This is a genomic window from Candidatus Sulfotelmatobacter sp. (assembly GCA_035498555.1).
Classification (GTDB): Bacteria; Eisenbacteria; RBG-16-71-46; order RBG-16-71-46; family RBG-16-71-46; genus DATKAB01.
Genome location: DATKAB010000158.1, coordinates 1 through 15,915, shown reverse-complemented (window position 1 = coordinate 15,915; position 15,915 = coordinate 1). Strand labels below are relative to the sequence as shown.

Genomic DNA, 15,915 nt, shown 5'->3' with positions numbered 1-15,915 from the left:
CGGATGGCCTTGAGGATGTCTGACGCCTGCGGAAGGATGGCTTCCTCGAGCGCCGGGCAGTACGCCACCGGCGCATCGGCGGCGCCTACGCGGCAGACGGGCGCGTCCAGGTGCTCGAACAGCTCGCCTGCCACTCGCGCGGCGATTTCGGCGCCGAAGCCGCACGTCAGTTGATCTTCGTGGGCCACGACGATGCGATTGGTGCGCTTGACGTGGGTGGCAATGGCCTCCCAGTCGTACGGCATGATCGTCCTGAGGTCGAGAACGGCCGCGCTGATCCCGTCCTTTTCGGCCTGCTGCGCGGCCAAAAGCGCGCGCTGCACGAGAGCGCCCCACGTCACGACGACCACGTGGTCGCCATCGCGGCGGAGGCTGGCGCGGCCGAAGGGGATCATGAAGTCTTTCCCCGGGTACTCGCCCTTGTTGTAGGTCTGCCGGTACAGGTGCTTGTGCTCGAGGAACAGCACCGGGTCGTCGCAGCGGATCGACGTGCGGAGCAGACCGGCGGCGTCGACGGCCGTCGACGGGAACGCAATGCGCAAACCCGGGCAGTGCGCGAAGATGCTTTCGCCAGACTGGCTGTGGTACGGGCCACCGCGGATGTAGCCGCCGATGGGAACGCGGATGACCATGGGGCAGGACCACGAGTTGCCCGATCGATAGCGCATCATCGAGAGCTCGTCGCGAATCTGCATCATCGCCGGCCAGATGTAGTCGAAGAACTGGATCTCGACCACCGGCCGAAATCCCAGCGTGGCGAGCCCGATCGCGCGGCCGACGATGTTGGCTTCGGCGAGCGGCGAATTGTAGACCCGCTTCCCGCCGTAGGCCTTCTGCAGACCCCAGGTGACGCCAAACACGCCGCCCTTGCCCTTGGTCTCCCCGAGTACGTCCTCGTGCGAGGCATCGGCGACGTCCTCGCCGAACACGACGATGCGCGGATTGCGCTTCATCTCATCGCGCAGGCAGTAGTTGATGTTCTGGAGCAGGGTTTCGCTCGAGCTGGCGTCGGGCGGATGCGGCGTGGATTCGAAACGTTCGGAGGTCGGATCGACGTTGGGCGAGAACACGTAGAGCCCCGCGCTCGAGACCGGCGGCTGTTGCGCCGACACCACCTCGTCGGAGGTGCGCCGCAGCTCGGCGGCGATTTCCTGGTTCAGGCGCTCGAGCGCCGCGGCGTCGAGCACGCCTTCATCGAGCAGGAATCTCGAGTAGGCGCGCAGGCAATCCCGCTCGGCTTCGGCCTCGCGCTCGCCCTTCGATTTGTACTTGGTCTCATCGTCCGACATCGAGTGCGAGTAGGGCCTCGTCACCAGCGCGCGCACCAGCGCCGGTCCCTTGCGCGCGCGGCACCAGGCGACTGCCTCCTTCAGCATCCCGTAGGACTCGATCGGGTCGTTGCCGTTGATCTCGCCGACCCAGAACAGATTCGGGAAGTCCTTGACCAGCGTCGCCACGTTGCCGCCCGCGGTCTGCACGTCGACCGGCACCGAAATCGCGTAGCCGTTGTCCTCGATCAGGAACAGCACCGGCAGCTTCAGGTTGCACGCGGAATTGAGCGCCTCCCAGAATTCGCCCTCGCTGGTCGCGCCGTCGCCGGTGCTGACGTACACCACTTCGTCGCCGTGCGCGCTTCCGCGGAGCTCCGGGTACTCGGGCTCGAGATCCTTGTACTTGACCAGCGCCTCGGCGGCGCCGACCGCCTGCAGGAATTGAGTGCCGGTCGGGCTCGACTGGGACACGATGTGGAGCGGACGGTGCCCCCAGTGGCTCGGCATCTGGCGGCCGCCCGAGTTCGGATCCTCGGCCGAGGCCACCGCCGACAGCAGCATCTCGCGCGGAGTCATGCCGAGCTGGAGGCACAGCGCGCGGTCGCGGTAATAGGGGTAGAACCAGTCGTAGCCGGGCTTCATGGCGCGGGCCGCGGCGACCAGCACCGCCTCGTGCCCCGCTCCCGAGATCTGGAAGAAGATCTTGTCGAGCTTCTTCAGCCGGATCTCCTCGTCGTCGGTGCCGCGCGACGTCATCATCGTGCGGTAGAGAACGACCAGGTCCTCGGAGGTGAGGCCGTGCCAGCGGTTGCTCGTGGTGGGGGTCGTGCGAACGGCCGTCATGCGCGGAGGACTCCGGATCGATCGTCAGGGTAGACGCCGTCTGATGGTAACGGAGCGCCGGACGGACCGCCAGAACGCCGGATTCTCGGCATCATCCTAGTAACCCAGCGCGCAGCCGTCCTTGCGCCTCTCGGTGGCTCCGGCGTAATTGCCGCTGACGGGATCGCGCCAGATCGCCTGGTAGCCACCGTAGCCCGCGACCCCTTCCGGCTCGATTCGATGGCCGCGGCGCCTCAGCTCGTCGATCACCGGCCCGGGCAGGCCGTCCTCGAGGTGGAGCACGCCGCCATCCTTCATGACGTGCCCGTCGGGATCGGAGGAACCGGTGTGGTGGAAGCGGATCGCGTCACCGGCCTCCTGCAGGTTCATGCCGAAATCCACCAGGTCGACAACGATCTGCGCGTGCCCCTGCGGCTGCATGTCGCCGCCCATCAGGCCGAACGCCATGCGAGCGCCGTCGGGGCGGGTGAGGAAGGCCGGAATGATGGTGTGGAACGGACGCTTGCCCGGCTGGAGCGCGTTGGGGTGACTCGGGTCGAGCGAGAACTGTCCGCCGCGGTCCTGCAGGCCGAATCCCAGCTCGGGCACGCAGTAGCCGCTGCCGAAGCCGGTGTAATTGCTCTGGATGATCGAGACCATCATGCCGCTGGCGTCGGCGGTGCAGAAGTAGGTGGTCTCGCCCTGCTGCAGCGCGGTGACCTCGCCTGGCGCGTCGGCGCTGGCGGCGTGCTTCGGGTCCACGAGCCTCGCCCGCTGACGCGCGTAGTCCTTCGACAGCAACTGCGCCACCGGGGTCTTCACGAACTCCGGATCGGCGTAGTAGCGGGCGCGATCAGCGAACGCCAGCTTCTTGCACTCCACCATCACGTGCCAGAAGTCGGCGGATTCGCGGCCCATGCCCTTGAGATCGAAGTTCTCGAGCAGGTTGAGCATCTCGAGCGCCGCCAGTCCCTGCCCGTTCGGAGGCAGCTCCCAGACCGTGGAGCCGTGATAGGTGGTGGAGATCGGCTCGACCCACTCGGAGTGGTGGCGGGCGAAATCCTCGAGCGAGAAGAAGCCGCCGTTCTTCTGAGAGAACGTCACGATCGCCTGAGCGATCGGCCCCTTGTAGAATCCATCGCGCCCCTTCTCGGCGATGACGCGCAGGGTCTTCGCGAGCGCGGGATTCCGGAAGGTCTCGCCCTCGCGCGGCGCTCGGCGCGGCCCGCCGCCGGGCGGCACCGGCATGAACACGTCGGAGAAGCCCGGCTTGTCGCCGAACGCGCGCACGCCGCGTTCCCAATCCGACGCGATCACGGGTGAGAGCGGGAAGCCCTGCTCGGCGTACTGGATCGCCGGGGCCAGCAGCTTCGCCATCGGCAGCCTGCCATAGCGCTCGTGGAGGGCGAACCAGGCGTCGCAATCCCCGGGCACCGTCCAGGAGAGCGGCGAATAGAGCGGAATCGTGTCGGCGCGCGCGGCGGCCCTCACCCGGTCGATGGTGAGCGAGAGCGGCGCTCGACCGGAGCCATTGAGGCCGATCAGCCTGCCCTGCTTCGGATCCCAGATCATGGCGAAGAGATCACCGCCGAGCCCGTTCGAAGTGGGCTCCATCAGGCCGAGACAGGCGTTGACCGCGATCGCGGCATCGACGGCCGTGCCCCCTTGCTTGAGCACGTCGAGCCCCACCTGCACCGCCAGCGGCTGTGCGGCACACACCATGCCGTGCGGCGCCCAGACCACCGAGCGCGTGGCGGCTCCCCGGGCGGCGAAAGTGGTCTGATCGAGGGCGGCGCTCATGCCGGCCGCCACGAGAGCGACTGCGAAGCCAGAATGCGCACGCATAGCGGATCTCCTCTCGGAGGTGAGGGTGCACTCATGCCGGGAAGGTAGGGAACGCCGCCGCACCGTGCAACGCGAGGGAGCGCGGGTTCAGAGTCGTCCTCGGATCGCCCCGGAAATCGGCACGGCTCGATATCCCCGGTCGAACCCCGACATTCGGAGCGCACTCGAACTGGAGCATCAGGGTGCGCCGGTCCGCGGCCGTCGGGTCCTGGGCATTCGCGCTCAAGGAAGATTTCTCCGGGCTCCAGCGGCTGCCGAATTGAGCGGACCCACATGCTTCCCTATACTGCCCGGTCCCGCAACACTCGTCGGTCACACCCGAGGCCCGGCTCATGTCCCGCTTCACGGGCGTGGATTTCTACGAGATCGATTCGCTCCTCACCGAGGACGAACGGCAGATCCGCGATCACGTGCGCGGCTGGGTCGAGGAGCGCTACCTCCCCCTGGTCGAGAAGGCCTACGAGGAGGCCTATTTCCCCATGGAAGTCATCCCCGAGGTCGCCGAGATGGGGCTGCTCGGCGCCAGCCTGCCCGAGAAGTACGGCGCCGCCGGGGTCTCGGCGACCGCCTACGGGCTCGCGATGCAGGAGCTGGAGCGCGGCGACTCGGGACTCCGCTCGTTCGCGTCGGTCCAGGGCTCGCTGTGCATGTACCCGATCTACGCCTACGGGAACGAGGAGCAGCGCACGCGCTGGCTGCCGAGAATGGCGAAAGGGGAGATCATCGGCTGCTTCGGTCTCACCGAGCCGGATCACGGTTCCGATCCCAGCGGCATGATCACGCGGGCCAAGCCGGTGGACGGCGGTTACCTGCTCAACGGCGCCAAGATGTGGATCACCAGCGGCACGATCGCGCAGCTCGCGGTGGTGTGGGCGAAGCTCGCCGACAAGGGCGGCGGCAAGGAAGTGATCCGCGGCTTCCTGGTCGACACCCAGACCAAGGGCTTCTCGGCGCCGGAACAGAAACGCAAACACTCGCTGCGCGCATCGGTCACCAGCGAGTTGATCCTTCAGGAGGTGTTCGTGCCGGCCGAAAATCTCCTGCCCAACGTCGAGGGACTGAAAGGTCCGCTCGGCTGCCTCTCGCAGGCTCGCTTCGGCATCGCGTTCGGCGTGGTGGGCGCGGCGATGGCCTGCTTCCACTCGGCGAGCGAGTACTCGAAGGCGCGCATCATGTTCGGAAGGCCGATCGGCGGCTTTCAGCTGATCCAGGCCAAGCTGGCGATGATGCTGACCGAGATCACCAAGGCGCAGTTGCTGTGCGTGCAGCTCGGTCGCATGAAGGAGCGCGGCACGGTGACGCCCGCGCAGGTGTCGCTGGCCAAGCGCAACAATTGCGAGATCGCGCTCCACATCGCGCGCGAGGCGCGCGACATCCTCGGCGCCAACGGCATCACCGCCGAGTACCCGGTCATGCGTCACATGTGCAACCTCGAGTCGGTGTACACCTACGAGGGCACGCACAACATCCACACGCTGGTGCTGGGCGAGGCCGTCACCGGACTCCCCGCCTATCGCTGATCCGGGCCGAAACGCCCGGATCCGCCTCATGGCCGCCCGCCGCAAGTTCTTGAGCCCGATTCGATAACCCGGTTCCGTCCCCCTCGACGGGCCGACGGACGGCTCAAGCCCTCCTCCCGCCGGGCCGAAAACAGGACCGGCAGTCCAAGGAGGGGCTCGGCCCGGCCCCTGGCCCAGGCTCTCACCCGGAGTCCCGCTCGCACAGCCATGACGGCGATTTCCCGCGACCCAGGCGCGCTCATGCTGGCCGTCGCGCTGATCGAGATGAGCGTGCTGGTCGCGCCGGTCGCGGCGGGAGTGGTGCGCGGCAGCGTGCACGTTCCATCCATGGAACAGGAAGCTCCCGCGCCCAACGCGTACGCCGGTCGCGCCTCGTCCCTGCCCCACGTCATGACCATGACGCACGGCGCCCCGGGCGACGCCGTGGTGTGGCTCGAGCGCGTCCCGGCGGCCGCCGACACCGCCTCGCCCGCGCCCCATCCGAAGCTCGCGCAGAAGGATCAGTGCTTCCAGCCGCGCGTGCTGCCGGTCGCGGTCGGCACCACCGTCGACTTCCCCAATCTCGACCCCATCTACCACAACGTATTCAGCGCCTCGCCGATCAAGCGCTTCGACCTCGGCAAGTATCCGCGCGGACACTCGAAGAGCGTGACCTTCGATCGCGCCGGTCTGGTCAACGTCTACTGCGACATCCACTCGCACATGGAGGCGTTCGTGCTGGTGCTGCCGACACACGTCTTCGCTCAGGCCGACACCGACGGGCACTTCGCGTTGCCGCCGGTGCCGCCCGGAAACTACACGTTGCACCTGTGGCATCCCGATCTCCACGAGGTCACGCGCGAGGTGGTCGTGCCCGCCGACGGCGACCTGACGCTGGAGCTGGGCTGGTGACCATGCGCCTGCCGCTCCGCTCCAAGCTGATGCTGATCGCCGCGGCGCCGCTCGGGTTGCTGGCGGTGGCGACGCTGTGGATCGTGAACCGGACCGTGACCGAGCAGGTGCAGCACAGCATTCGCGACGATCTTCGGCGCGCCTCGGCGGTGTTCGAGAGCATGCTGTCGTCGCGCGCCCGCACGCTGGAAATCGAATCGCAGACCATCGCGCAGGATCCGAAGTTCTTCTCGGTCCTCACCCTTCCCGGCGGGGCCTCCGACCCCGAGCTGCGCGCGACCATCGCCGGGGTGGCGCGGGACTTCAACGCGCTCACCGAGAGCGATCTCTTCGAAGTGTTCAATCGCGAAGGGCTGGAGGTGGCCTCGGTCGGGCGCGAAGCGCTCCACGACCCCTCGTCGGTCTCGCTGGCGCGCGAAGCACTCACCGGCCGCGCGCAAACCGGCGTGGTGATGGACCGCGACGCCCACTATCAGGCCAGCGCCACGCCGGTCCGGGCCGGCGGGCGCGTGGTCGGCGCCCTGCTACTCGGTTCGCGGATCGGGTCGGATCTCGCCGAGCAGCTTCGGGCGTTCACGCGCAGCGAGGTGAGCTTCTTCGTCGGCAGCGCGCCTACCGCCAGCACGCTCGAGCAGCAGGATCAGCGCGCCGCCCTGATCGCCGCGCTCCCGGAGCTTCAGAGCCGCGACAACGACGGGGCGATGGGCACGATCGCCGAAGTGCGCTCGCCGGGCAGCGTGCTGCTGACGCTCGCGCGACCCATCCCCCTGGCGCCCGCCGGCAGCCGGCAGACCTATGTGATGCAGCGTTCGGTCGGCGAGGAGACCGGGTACCTCCGGAACATCCAGCTCAGCCTGATCGCGCTCGGGGTGATCGTGCTGGTGGTGGCGGTGCTGGCCGGCTGGGTGATCTCGGAACGAATCGTCGCGCCGGTCCAGCAGATCGTGCGGGGCGCCGAGGCCATGGAGCGCGGCGATTACGAATTCCCGCTCGACGTCCGGCGCGACGACGAGATCGGCTACCTCGCCACCCGCTTCCGCGACATGCGGCAGAAGCAGCGCGCCTACGTCACCAACCTCGAAGAGGTGGCGCGGGTCAAGTCCGAGTTCATCAATCTCGCTTCTCACGAGCTGCGCACGCCGATCAGCGTCATCCAGGGCTTCGAGGAGCTGATGATCGGCGAATCGATGGGTCCAATCACCGCTCAGCAGCGCACCGCGCTCGAGGCGATCCGGCGCAGCGTGTCGGCGCTGTCCCGGGTGGCCGAGAACGCCACCCGCATGGCGCAGATCCAGAGCGAGCGGCTGACCTTGCATCTCGAGGACGGAGATCCCACCGCGGTGATCGGCGAGGCGCTCGAGGCGGCGCGCGCCGCGGCACCCGAGCGGCACCTGCATCTCACCGCGCGCTCCGACGGGCGCATACCCCGGCTCCGATTCGATCGAGCGAGACTGGCGCTCGCCATCACCAACTTGATCACCAACGGCATCCGTTTCACGCCGGATGGCGGGCAGGTCGAAGTGCGCAGCCGCTGGGACGGGCGAGCGCTCGAGATCTCGGTGCGCGACACCGGCGTGGGCATCCCGCCCGACCGCCATGCCTCGCTGTTCGAACGCGGCGGCGTGAGCCACGACGTGCTCAAGCATCACTCGTCGCAGACGCTCGAATTCAATTCGGCCGGTATTGGCTTTGGACTCGCGATCGCGCGCGGCATCGTCGAGGCGCACGGCGGCACCCTGCGGCTCGAGAGTGAAGTGGACCGCGGCAGCACCTTTCACATGCGCCTGCCGCTCGAATTGGCGCACGATCTCCAGGAGGCGGCATGAAGGCGCGCGAATGGGCACTCGCTCTGACGGTAATGGCCGCGCTCGGGGCCGGCGTGGCGCGTTCCGCCCGGGCGACGGATTTCACGCTCACGGTCCATGGGCAGCTCGACGCCACCGCTTCATCGCGGGGGAAGGCGCTCGAGTTCAACCTGTTCAACGCCGGCGCCTCGATGTTCGACGCCTACCGCCTCCGGCTGTTCTTGGAGGGCGCGGCGACGCCGAAAATCCAGGTCTACACGCAGCTGGTGCTCGACGAGGTCAATTCCCACAACGTCTACGGCGCCTATCTGATGTACACACCCTGGAGCGAACGGGATCTGCACGTCATTGCCGGCAAGATTCCCTGGATGATCGGTACCTACGGCCCCCGCACCTACTCCGACAAGAAGCCGCTGATCGGCACGCCGCTGATCTATCAGTACCACACCACGCTGCGCTCCGACGTGCTGGTGCCGGACGTCGACGCGCTGCTCGCCGTGCAGGGGCGAGGCCAGAGTGGATTCAGCTACACGCCGACCCAGACCAAGCTCCGTGGCATGCCGGTGATCTACGACTTCTGCTGGGATGCGGGAGTCGCCGTGAACGGCAGCGCGGCGCCGCTGGAATACGCCGTCGCGATCACCGCCGGAACGCCGTCGATGATGGAACCGAGTCAGGACAACAACGAGGGCAAGTCGGTGATGGGGCGGATCGGGTTCCAGCCGATCCCCGCGCTGCGAATCGGGGCGTCGGGGTCCTACGGCCCTTATCTCGCGTCGTCGCTCGACCCGCAGCTGCCGGCCGGAAAGACCGCGAACGACTACATGCAGAAGCTGGCGATGGCCGACTTCGCTCTCGAAACCGGGCATCTGTCGTTGATCAGCGAGGGCTACCTCAATCAGTGGATGACCCCGACGGTCGGAAACCTGGGCGTGGCCGGCTACTACGGCGAGGCCCGAATCGGCATCGCCAGCACCGGCGCCTGGCTCGCGGGCCGCTGGGAGAGCATGCGCTTCACCAACGTCACCTCGTCGACCGGCGAGACCGAGCCCTGGAACTACGATATCGACAGGCTCGAGACCGGCGTGGGCTATCGCGTCGCGCGCGGCGCGATCGTCAAGGCCGTCTATCAGGCGAACTACCAGCACGACGACGGCAGCATCTCGCGCTACGACCTGTACGCCGCCCAGATGTCCGTCAACTTCTGAGCGCATGCGGGCGACGCCCGCATGACGCTGGAGCGCATGCCGGCTAGGATGCTCGCCATGCGCCACGACTCACCCCACGCCGAGGTGCTGCACCCGCTGGATCCGCGCCAGTTCGCCGCGGATCCGCTGGTCCAGTTCGAGCGCTGGTACGCCCTGGCGAACGAGGCCGCGGTCGCCGAGCCCGACGCCATGGCGCTCGCCACGGCGACCCCGGATGGCCGGCCGTCGCTTCGCTGGGTCCTGTTCAAGGGCATCGTCCGCGGCGGATTCAGCTTCTACACCCACTACCGGAGCCGAAAGGGCGGCGATCTCGCCGCCAATCCGCGCGCGGCTCTCGGCTTCTACTGGGAGCCACTCGGGCGTCAGGTGCGCGTCGAAGGATCGGTCGAACGACTGCCGGCCGCCGATTCCGACGCTTACTTCCGGACTCGGCCACCCGGAAGTCGGTTGAGCGCCGCCATCTCGCCGCAAAGCCAGGTCATCCCGGACCGGCTGGAGCTCGAGCGTCGCGTCGCCGAGCTCGAGACGCGGCACCCGCACGGGGATATTCCACGCCCGGAGGACTGGGGCGGATATCGAGTGACGCCCGATGCGATCGAGTTCTGGCAACAGCGCCCGAACCGACTTCACGATCGCCTGCGCTACGTTCGCGGCGCCGAAGCCTGGCGCCTGGAGCGGCTCGCGCCCTGAACGGCTCCCACCCGGCTTCGGCTGCCGGCGGCGGCCGCATCACGCTGCTGGCGGTTCGCATCCGCTGATCCCCGCCCCGCGCGGCCCGCCGTTCCCTCCCGCCTCCGACCGTTCATCCGTCCCAACCGACCATCCATCGGAATGCAATCGGCCCGAGGCCGGGTTCGTCCGTAGGGTGAGTGAGAGGAAAGGAGACGCGATGCCCACCCACCCGAGACCCCGAGACAACGCGCTGCGCGGTTTCGTCCGCATGCTGTGGCGCCAGCCGTTGTGGGCGATTCCGTTCGCGCTGTTCTTCGGCACGCTCTACGGCTCGAGTCGATTCAGCTACCTCCTCGCCTATCAGATGTCGCTGATCTTCGCCTATTGCGTGGGCGTGGCGCTGTGGGCGACCCGCTACTTCGTCGATCCGCGCCTGCGCACTCCCGAGCGCGAGCTGCAATCCAACTGGACCGTGGGCGCCTGGTACGCCGGGATGGCCACGCTCGGCTCGTACGTCGGGGCGGTGATCATCCACTTCACCGTGATGCCCGGCTTTCTGGGTGGCTGGCGCGCGGTCGTGACCTCGGGACTCTTCACGCTGCTGTTCGTGGCATTGTTCAGCGGCATTTCGTTCGCCCAGCATTTCTACCGCCAGGCAGTGGAGCGGGCACGCGCGGTGGAACAGGCACGCGCCGAGCTGGCCCAGGCCGAGCTGCGCGCGCTGCGCGCCCAGATCCATCCGCATTTCCTGTTCAACGCACTCAACTCCATCGCCGCGCTGATCGCGGTGGATCCCCGCGCCGCCGAGGAGACCACCACCCAGCTCGCCGACGTGTTTCGCTACACCCTGCGCGCCTCCGGTCAGGAGCACGTGCCGCTCGGCGACGAGCTCGAGTTCCTGCGCACGGTGCTGGCCATCGAGCGCACGCGCTTTGGCGAGCGTCTGAAGGTCGTCGAGCGCATCGAGCCCGGACTCGAGACCCTTCCGGTGCCGAGCCTGCTGCTCCAGCCGCTGGTGGAGAACGCGGTGCGTCACGGGCTGGCGCCGCGCACCGAGGGCGGCACGCTCACGCTCACCGCGCGACGCGATCACGAGCTGCTGCGAATCACGGTCGAGGACGACGGGCTCGGCATGAGCCCGGGCGCCCCGGCGCGGGGCACCGGCTTCGGCCTGCATTCGGTGCGCGAACGACTGCGTGTCGCGGGTCCGCCGCACCGCATCGAGCTCGACTCAGGACCCGGCCGCGGCACTCGCATCGAGATCACGCTTCCCGTCCAACCTTCGAATGCGTCCACACCACCCAACCCGCGAGGTGAGAAATCATGCTGAAGCGAATCCTTCCGCCGCTGCTCCTGTCGCTGGCGATTGCCGGACATGCCGGCGCGTCCGCCGACCCGTCCGCGATCGCGTCGCTGCGCCGCGAGTTGCAGACCGCGGTCAATCGCGGCGACGCCTCCGCACTGCGCTCGGTACGCGCGCGGTTCTCGGCGCTGGCTCAGGCGGATCCGAAGGACGCCCGGGTTCAGTACTGGGTCGCGGTCAGTTCGTGGCGCGTGCTGCCGTTCCTGATCGGCACCGACAAGAAGCTCGCCACCGAGATCGCGAATGACGCGATGGCCCGCGCCGATCAGGCGTTGGCCATCGATTCGAAATTCGCCGAGGCACTCGCCGTCAAGGCGGGCGTTCAGGGCATGATGATCTCGCTCGAACCCAACTCGATGATGACGCTGGGACCGCAGAGCGGCGCCAATCTCGCACGGGCCGCCGGCCTCCAGCCGGACAATCCTCGCATTCACCTCCTGGCCGGCATCAGCACGCTCCACAAGCCCGCCCAGTTCGGAGGGGGCGCGAAGCCATCGCTCGACGAATTCCGGCGCGCCAATGCGTTGTTCGCGAAGGAGGCGGTGCCGGACTCCACCGCACCGGACTGGGGCCGCGACGACGCGCTGCTGTGGACCGGACGCGCGCAGATGGAGCTTCGCGATTTCGCAGCGGCGCGCGAGTCGTTCCGCGCTGCGGTCGCCGCCAATCCCGACAATCAGTGGGTCAGGTACCGGCTCCTGCCGGCCGCCGAGGATTCGCTGGCCAAGGCGAAGCCGTGACACCGCTTCGCGCGCCGCGCCGTGTCGCGATCGCGGGCCTCGCGTGGTTCGCGTGGCTCGTCGCCGCGCCGGCCGGTGCGGCCGAGGTCCGCGGCACCGTGCTCGATGCCGGCGGCAAACCGATCGAGTACGCGACCGTCAGCGTGCCGGAACTCAAACGCGGCGCCGCCGCCGACGAGCAAGGCCGATTCGCGCTCGATCTGCCGGCCGGCCGGCACGTGCTGCAGGTCGCGCAGCTCGGTTATCAGAGCGCGCACGTCACCGTGGACGTCGCCGCTGCGCCCGTGCAGGTGAACGTCACACTCAAGAACGAACCAATCCCGCTCGCCGAGGTTGCGGTCACCGCCTCGGCATTCGGGAAGACCGGCAAGGGCGAAGGGGCAACGCTGCGGCGCATGGATGTCTACACCACGCCGGGCGGCGCTGCCGACGTGTTCCAGTCGCTGCGCACGCTGCCCGGCATCAACGCTCCGGCGGAGGGCGCCGCGATCTACACGCGCGGCGGCCCACCCGACGAGACCCTGATCCGGCTGGATGGCGGGGACCTCGGCCACCCCTACCACTACGAGAACGCTTCGGGCGGGCTGTTCAGCAGCATCGAGACCTACATGCTGCGCAGCGCCTTCTTCTCGAGCGGGGGCTTCTCGTCGAAATACGGCGGCGTGATGTCGGGGGTTCTCGACATGGAAACGCAGGACCCGCTCAACCTGCGCACCGTCTCGGCCAGCGCCAATCTGGCCGGCCTCGGCGCCTCGACCAGCTGGGCGATCGTCCCGGACCGTCTCAGCTTCATCGGATCCACGCGTTACTCGGATCCGAGCCTGCTGTTCAAGCTCTACGGCAGCTCCCGAGAGTACGAACAGGACCCCCGCGGCGAAGATGCCGCCGCCAAGCTGCTGTGGCGATACTCCAGGACCGGACGCGCGGCCCTGCTCTACCTCGACTCGGGCGATCGGACCGACATGTTCGTCAATTTTCTCAACTACAAGGAGCCCTATTCGAATCGCGCGCGCAATCAGCTCGGCGCGCTCCAGTTCTCGGACGCGATCGGCGCGACACTCGCCATTCGCGGCCAGGTATCGGGACAGTTCTGGAAGCGCGACTGGGAGCTCGCTCAATTCGGCGGCAGCAGCAGCGAGCGCAACGCCCAGGCCAACGTGGACGCCACCTGGTCGGCGAGCTCCGGACACGAGCTGTCGTTCGGAGCCAATCTTCGCCGCCGCGCCGCGGAGATCGACAAGGAGGTGCCGGCCGACAGCACCGACTACGCGCCCGGCGCTCCCACGCGCACCTACTCGAGCCGCCCGTTGCTCGACGCCCCCGGCTTCTACCTGGAGGACAAGCTGCGGGTGTTCGGGCCGGTCTACGCCACGCTCGGTGGCCGCGTCGACTACGCTTCGAATGCTCCGGTGTGGACGGTGGACCCGCGCGCCTCACTGGCGTGGCGCGTCGACGACCGGCAGATCGTGCGACTGGCGGCCGGGCGCTATCACCAGCCGCCGCTTCCCGAATACCAGGACCCGAGCTACGGCAATCCCACACTGGGGCCCATGCGCGCCGACCATCTGATCGCCGGCTACGAGTGGCTCTCGGAGCACACCAACATCCGCGTCGAGATCTACGACAAGCGCTATCGGGATCTCATCACCAACGACTCGCTCAGCTATTACGCGAACGGCGGGCACGGCTACGCGCGGGGCGTCGACGTGTTCGCCAAGGGCAACGTCAAGTGGCTCTCGGGATGGGTGTCGTACGGCTACCTCGATTCGCGTCGCATGGAATTCTCGAACCCGCGCGAGGTGCCGGCCTCCTACGGGGTCCGCCACTCGATCACGCTGGTGAGCACCTACCAGTACAACTCGGCCTGGTCGCTCGGAGCGCGCTACTCGGCATCGAGCGGAAGGCCGTACACACCGATCGTGGGTGGCACCTACGATCCGGCGCGCGACATCTGGCATCCGATCCAGGCCGAGGACAATTCGGGGCTCATGCCGGCCTACAACCGGCTGGACGTGCGACTCACGCGCCTGTTCTCGATGCCGGCAGGGCTGGGCTTCCCGGCCAGCGGCGTGTGCGTGGCCTACTGCGAGGCGCTCAACGTGCTCGGCATCGCCAACGTGCTCGATTACACCTACAACTTCGACTATTCGGAGCGCTCGCCGGAATCCTCGTACTTCGACCGCCGCATGCTGGTGTTCGGCGTCGGCCTGTCGTGGTAATCCTCGCGCCGTGAGCGAAACCCTGCGCGTGCTGGTGGTGGACGACGAGGCGCTGGCGCGCGCCCGCGCCAGGCGCATGCTGGAGGAAATCGACGGCGTCACGCTGGCCGGGGAGGCGGGCTCGGCCGACGAGGCGCGCCGGTTCCTCGCCCGGCAGGACGTCGACGTGATGTTGCTCGACATCCAGATGCCCGGCGAGGACGCGTTCTCGCTGCTGGCCAGTATCCAGCGGCGCCCGGCCGTGATCTTCAGCACGGCGTTCGATCAGTACGCGGTGCGAGCGTTCGAAGAGAACGCGGTGGATTACCTGCTCAAGCCCTATCGCCGCGAACGCCTCGAGGCGGCGCTCGAGCGCGCTCGGCGCGAGCTGCGGAACCCCGAGGATCTCTCCCGCCGGCTGAGCGAGATGCTGGCCAGCCTGAAAGGCGCCTCGAGCCCGCATCTCGAGCGGTTCACGGTGCGGATCGGCCAGCGCCAGCTGATCCTGCGCGCCGAGGACGTGATGTGGTTCGGCGCCGAGGACAAGCTGGTGTTCGCCGCCACCGAAAAGGATCGGCATTACGTGAACTTCACGCTCGATCAGCTCGAGCAACGGCTCGATCCCCGCAAGTTCGCGCGCGTTCACCGTTCGGCGATCGTGAATCTCGACTGGGCGGCCGCGCTCCGCCCGGGCTTCGCCGGCACCTGGCGGCTACAGCTCCGCGACGCCGCGCGCACCGAGGTCCCGGTGAGCCGCGCGCGCGCCCGCCCGCTGCGCGAGCGACTCGGCGCCTGAGCCGGACCGGCGGAAGGTCGCCGTCGCACTTCCGTAACCTGCCGGCTTGACCCGCGCACCGCGAAAAGCTACAAGCCACAGGCTCGACTGTACTGCGGTTCCGGTCGCGAGTCCGTTCCCGGGGGAAGCCGGCCATGCCCGATCGAGTCGAACACTCCGCAGCTTTCCGATCCCGCCGTACCCAGAACTGGCTGGTGCTCGGCTTCACCTACGCCGCGATGTATATGGCGAGATACAACTTCCCGCTCGCCAACAAGGCGCTCTCCGACACCTATCACTGGGACAAGTCGCAGGTCGGACTGATCATCACGGTCGCGACCCTGGTGTACGGCATCTCGGCGCTGTTCAACGGCCCGATCGCCGATCGCTTCGGCGGCCGCCGCGCGATGTTGATCGGCGCCACCGGCGCCTTCCTTTTCAACTTGCTGTTCGGACTCGGAGCCTATCTCGGCGTGCTCGGCGCCGGGCCTCTCCTGCTTGGCTACTTCGCCACCGTCTGGACGCTCAACATGTACTTCCAGTCCTACAGCGCCCTGGCGCTGATCAAGGTCAACAGCGGCTGGTTCCACGTCAGCGAGCGCGGCGTGTTCAGCGCGATCTTCGGCTCGATGATCCAGAGCGGGCGCTTTCTGGTGTTCCTGCTGCTGGCGGCGCCGGCGGTCGCGGCGCTGCCGTGGCAATGGAAGTTCTTCATCCCCTCGGCGATCGTCGGCGTGTTCGCGATTCTCACTTTTGCGGTGGTGCGCGACACGCCGGTGGACGCGGGACTGCCGGCGTTCGACCC

Annotated in this window: 12 protein-coding genes; 10 read left to right on the top strand and 2 right to left on the bottom strand. The window is 68.0% G+C overall.

Features of this window, described 5'->3' with window-relative positions; genetic code table 11:
- Both VMJ70_12860 and ggt read right to left on the bottom strand, forming a co-directional pair.
- Positions 1-2,114 (bottom strand): dehydrogenase E1 component subunit alpha/beta (locus VMJ70_12860; GenBank protein HTO92015.1); only part of this gene is annotated, 2,114 nt, incomplete at its 3' end.
- A 96-nt stretch (positions 2,115-2,210) separates the two neighbouring features.
- Positions 2,211-3,893, bottom strand: coding sequence for a gamma-glutamyltransferase (gene ggt, locus VMJ70_12855; protein HTO92014.1), 1,683 nt, complete (start codon positions 3,891-3,893; stop codon positions 2,211-2,213).
- A 377-nt stretch (positions 3,894-4,270) separates the two neighbouring features.
- Between ggt and VMJ70_12850 the strand changes: the two genes are divergently transcribed.
- The 10 genes from VMJ70_12850 to VMJ70_12805 form a co-directional block, all read left to right on the top strand.
- Positions 4,271-5,458 carry an acyl-CoA dehydrogenase family protein gene (locus tag VMJ70_12850; protein ID HTO92013.1) on the top strand — a complete coding sequence of 396 codons (1,188 nt, stop codon included), beginning with the start codon at positions 4,271-4,273 and terminating at the stop codon, positions 5,456-5,458.
- A 207-nt stretch (positions 5,459-5,665) separates the two neighbouring features.
- Positions 5,666-6,349: a hypothetical protein gene (locus tag VMJ70_12845; GenBank protein HTO92012.1), complete on the top strand. Its 684-nt coding sequence runs from the start codon at positions 5,666-5,668 to the stop codon at positions 6,347-6,349.
- A gap of 2 nt (positions 6,350-6,351) precedes the next feature.
- Positions 6,352-8,175 (top strand): HAMP domain-containing sensor histidine kinase, encoded by a 1,824-nt coding sequence (locus VMJ70_12840; protein HTO92011.1) that lies wholly within the window; start codon positions 6,352-6,354, stop codon positions 8,173-8,175.
- Positions 8,172-9,362 (top strand): hypothetical protein, encoded by a 1,191-nt coding sequence (locus tag VMJ70_12835; protein ID HTO92010.1) that lies wholly within the window; start codon positions 8,172-8,174, stop codon positions 9,360-9,362. Before VMJ70_12840 ends, VMJ70_12835 begins: the two co-directional genes overlap by 4 nt.
- Before the next feature lie 57 nt (positions 9,363-9,419).
- On the top strand, positions 9,420-10,052 hold the full coding sequence (pdxH, locus tag VMJ70_12830; protein ID HTO92009.1) for a pyridoxamine 5'-phosphate oxidase: 633 nt from the start codon (positions 9,420-9,422) through the stop codon (positions 10,050-10,052).
- Between the two features lie 199 nt (positions 10,053-10,251).
- Positions 10,252-11,364: a histidine kinase gene (locus VMJ70_12825; GenBank protein HTO92008.1), complete on the top strand. Its 1,113-nt coding sequence runs from the start codon at positions 10,252-10,254 to the stop codon at positions 11,362-11,364.
- A complete protein-coding gene (locus VMJ70_12820; protein ID HTO92007.1) occupies positions 11,358-12,137 on the top strand; it encodes a hypothetical protein in 780 nt (259 codons plus the stop codon). Before VMJ70_12825 ends, VMJ70_12820 begins: the two co-directional genes overlap by 7 nt.
- On the top strand, positions 12,134-14,356 hold the full coding sequence (locus tag VMJ70_12815) for a TonB-dependent receptor (protein ID HTO92006.1): 2,223 nt from the start codon (positions 12,134-12,136) through the stop codon (positions 14,354-14,356). Before VMJ70_12820 ends, VMJ70_12815 begins: the two co-directional genes overlap by 4 nt.
- A 10-nt stretch (positions 14,357-14,366) precedes the next feature.
- On the top strand, positions 14,367-15,131 hold the full coding sequence (locus VMJ70_12810) for a LytTR family DNA-binding domain-containing protein (GenBank protein HTO92005.1): 765 nt from the start codon (positions 14,367-14,369) through the stop codon (positions 15,129-15,131).
- A 134-nt stretch (positions 15,132-15,265) separates the two neighbouring features.
- The coding region (locus VMJ70_12805) for an MFS transporter (GenBank protein ID HTO92004.1) at positions 15,266-15,915 on the top strand (650 nt) is incomplete at its 3' end.

Bases quoted from the DNA above. Each gene is read 5' to 3' on its own strand.
- ggt (HTO92014.1), bottom strand. From the start codon at position 3,893: ATGAGCGCCGCCCTCGATCAGACCACTTTCGCCGCCCGGGGAGCCGCC.
- VMJ70_12850 (HTO92013.1), top strand. From the start codon at position 4,271: ATGTCCCGCTTCACGGGCGTGGATTTCTACGAGATCGATTCGCTCCTC.
- VMJ70_12845 (HTO92012.1), top strand. From the start codon at position 5,666: ATGACGGCGATTTCCCGCGACCCAGGCGCGCTCATGCTGGCCGTCGCG.
- VMJ70_12840 (HTO92011.1), top strand. From the start codon at position 6,352: ATGCGCCTGCCGCTCCGCTCCAAGCTGATGCTGATCGCCGCGGCGCCG.
- VMJ70_12835 (HTO92010.1), top strand. From the start codon at position 8,172: ATGAAGGCGCGCGAATGGGCACTCGCTCTGACGGTAATGGCCGCGCTC.
- pdxH (HTO92009.1), top strand. From the start codon at position 9,420: ATGCGCCACGACTCACCCCACGCCGAGGTGCTGCACCCGCTGGATCCG.
- VMJ70_12825 (HTO92008.1), top strand. From the start codon at position 10,252: ATGCCCACCCACCCGAGACCCCGAGACAACGCGCTGCGCGGTTTCGTC.
- VMJ70_12820 (HTO92007.1), top strand. From the start codon at position 11,358: ATGCTGAAGCGAATCCTTCCGCCGCTGCTCCTGTCGCTGGCGATTGCC.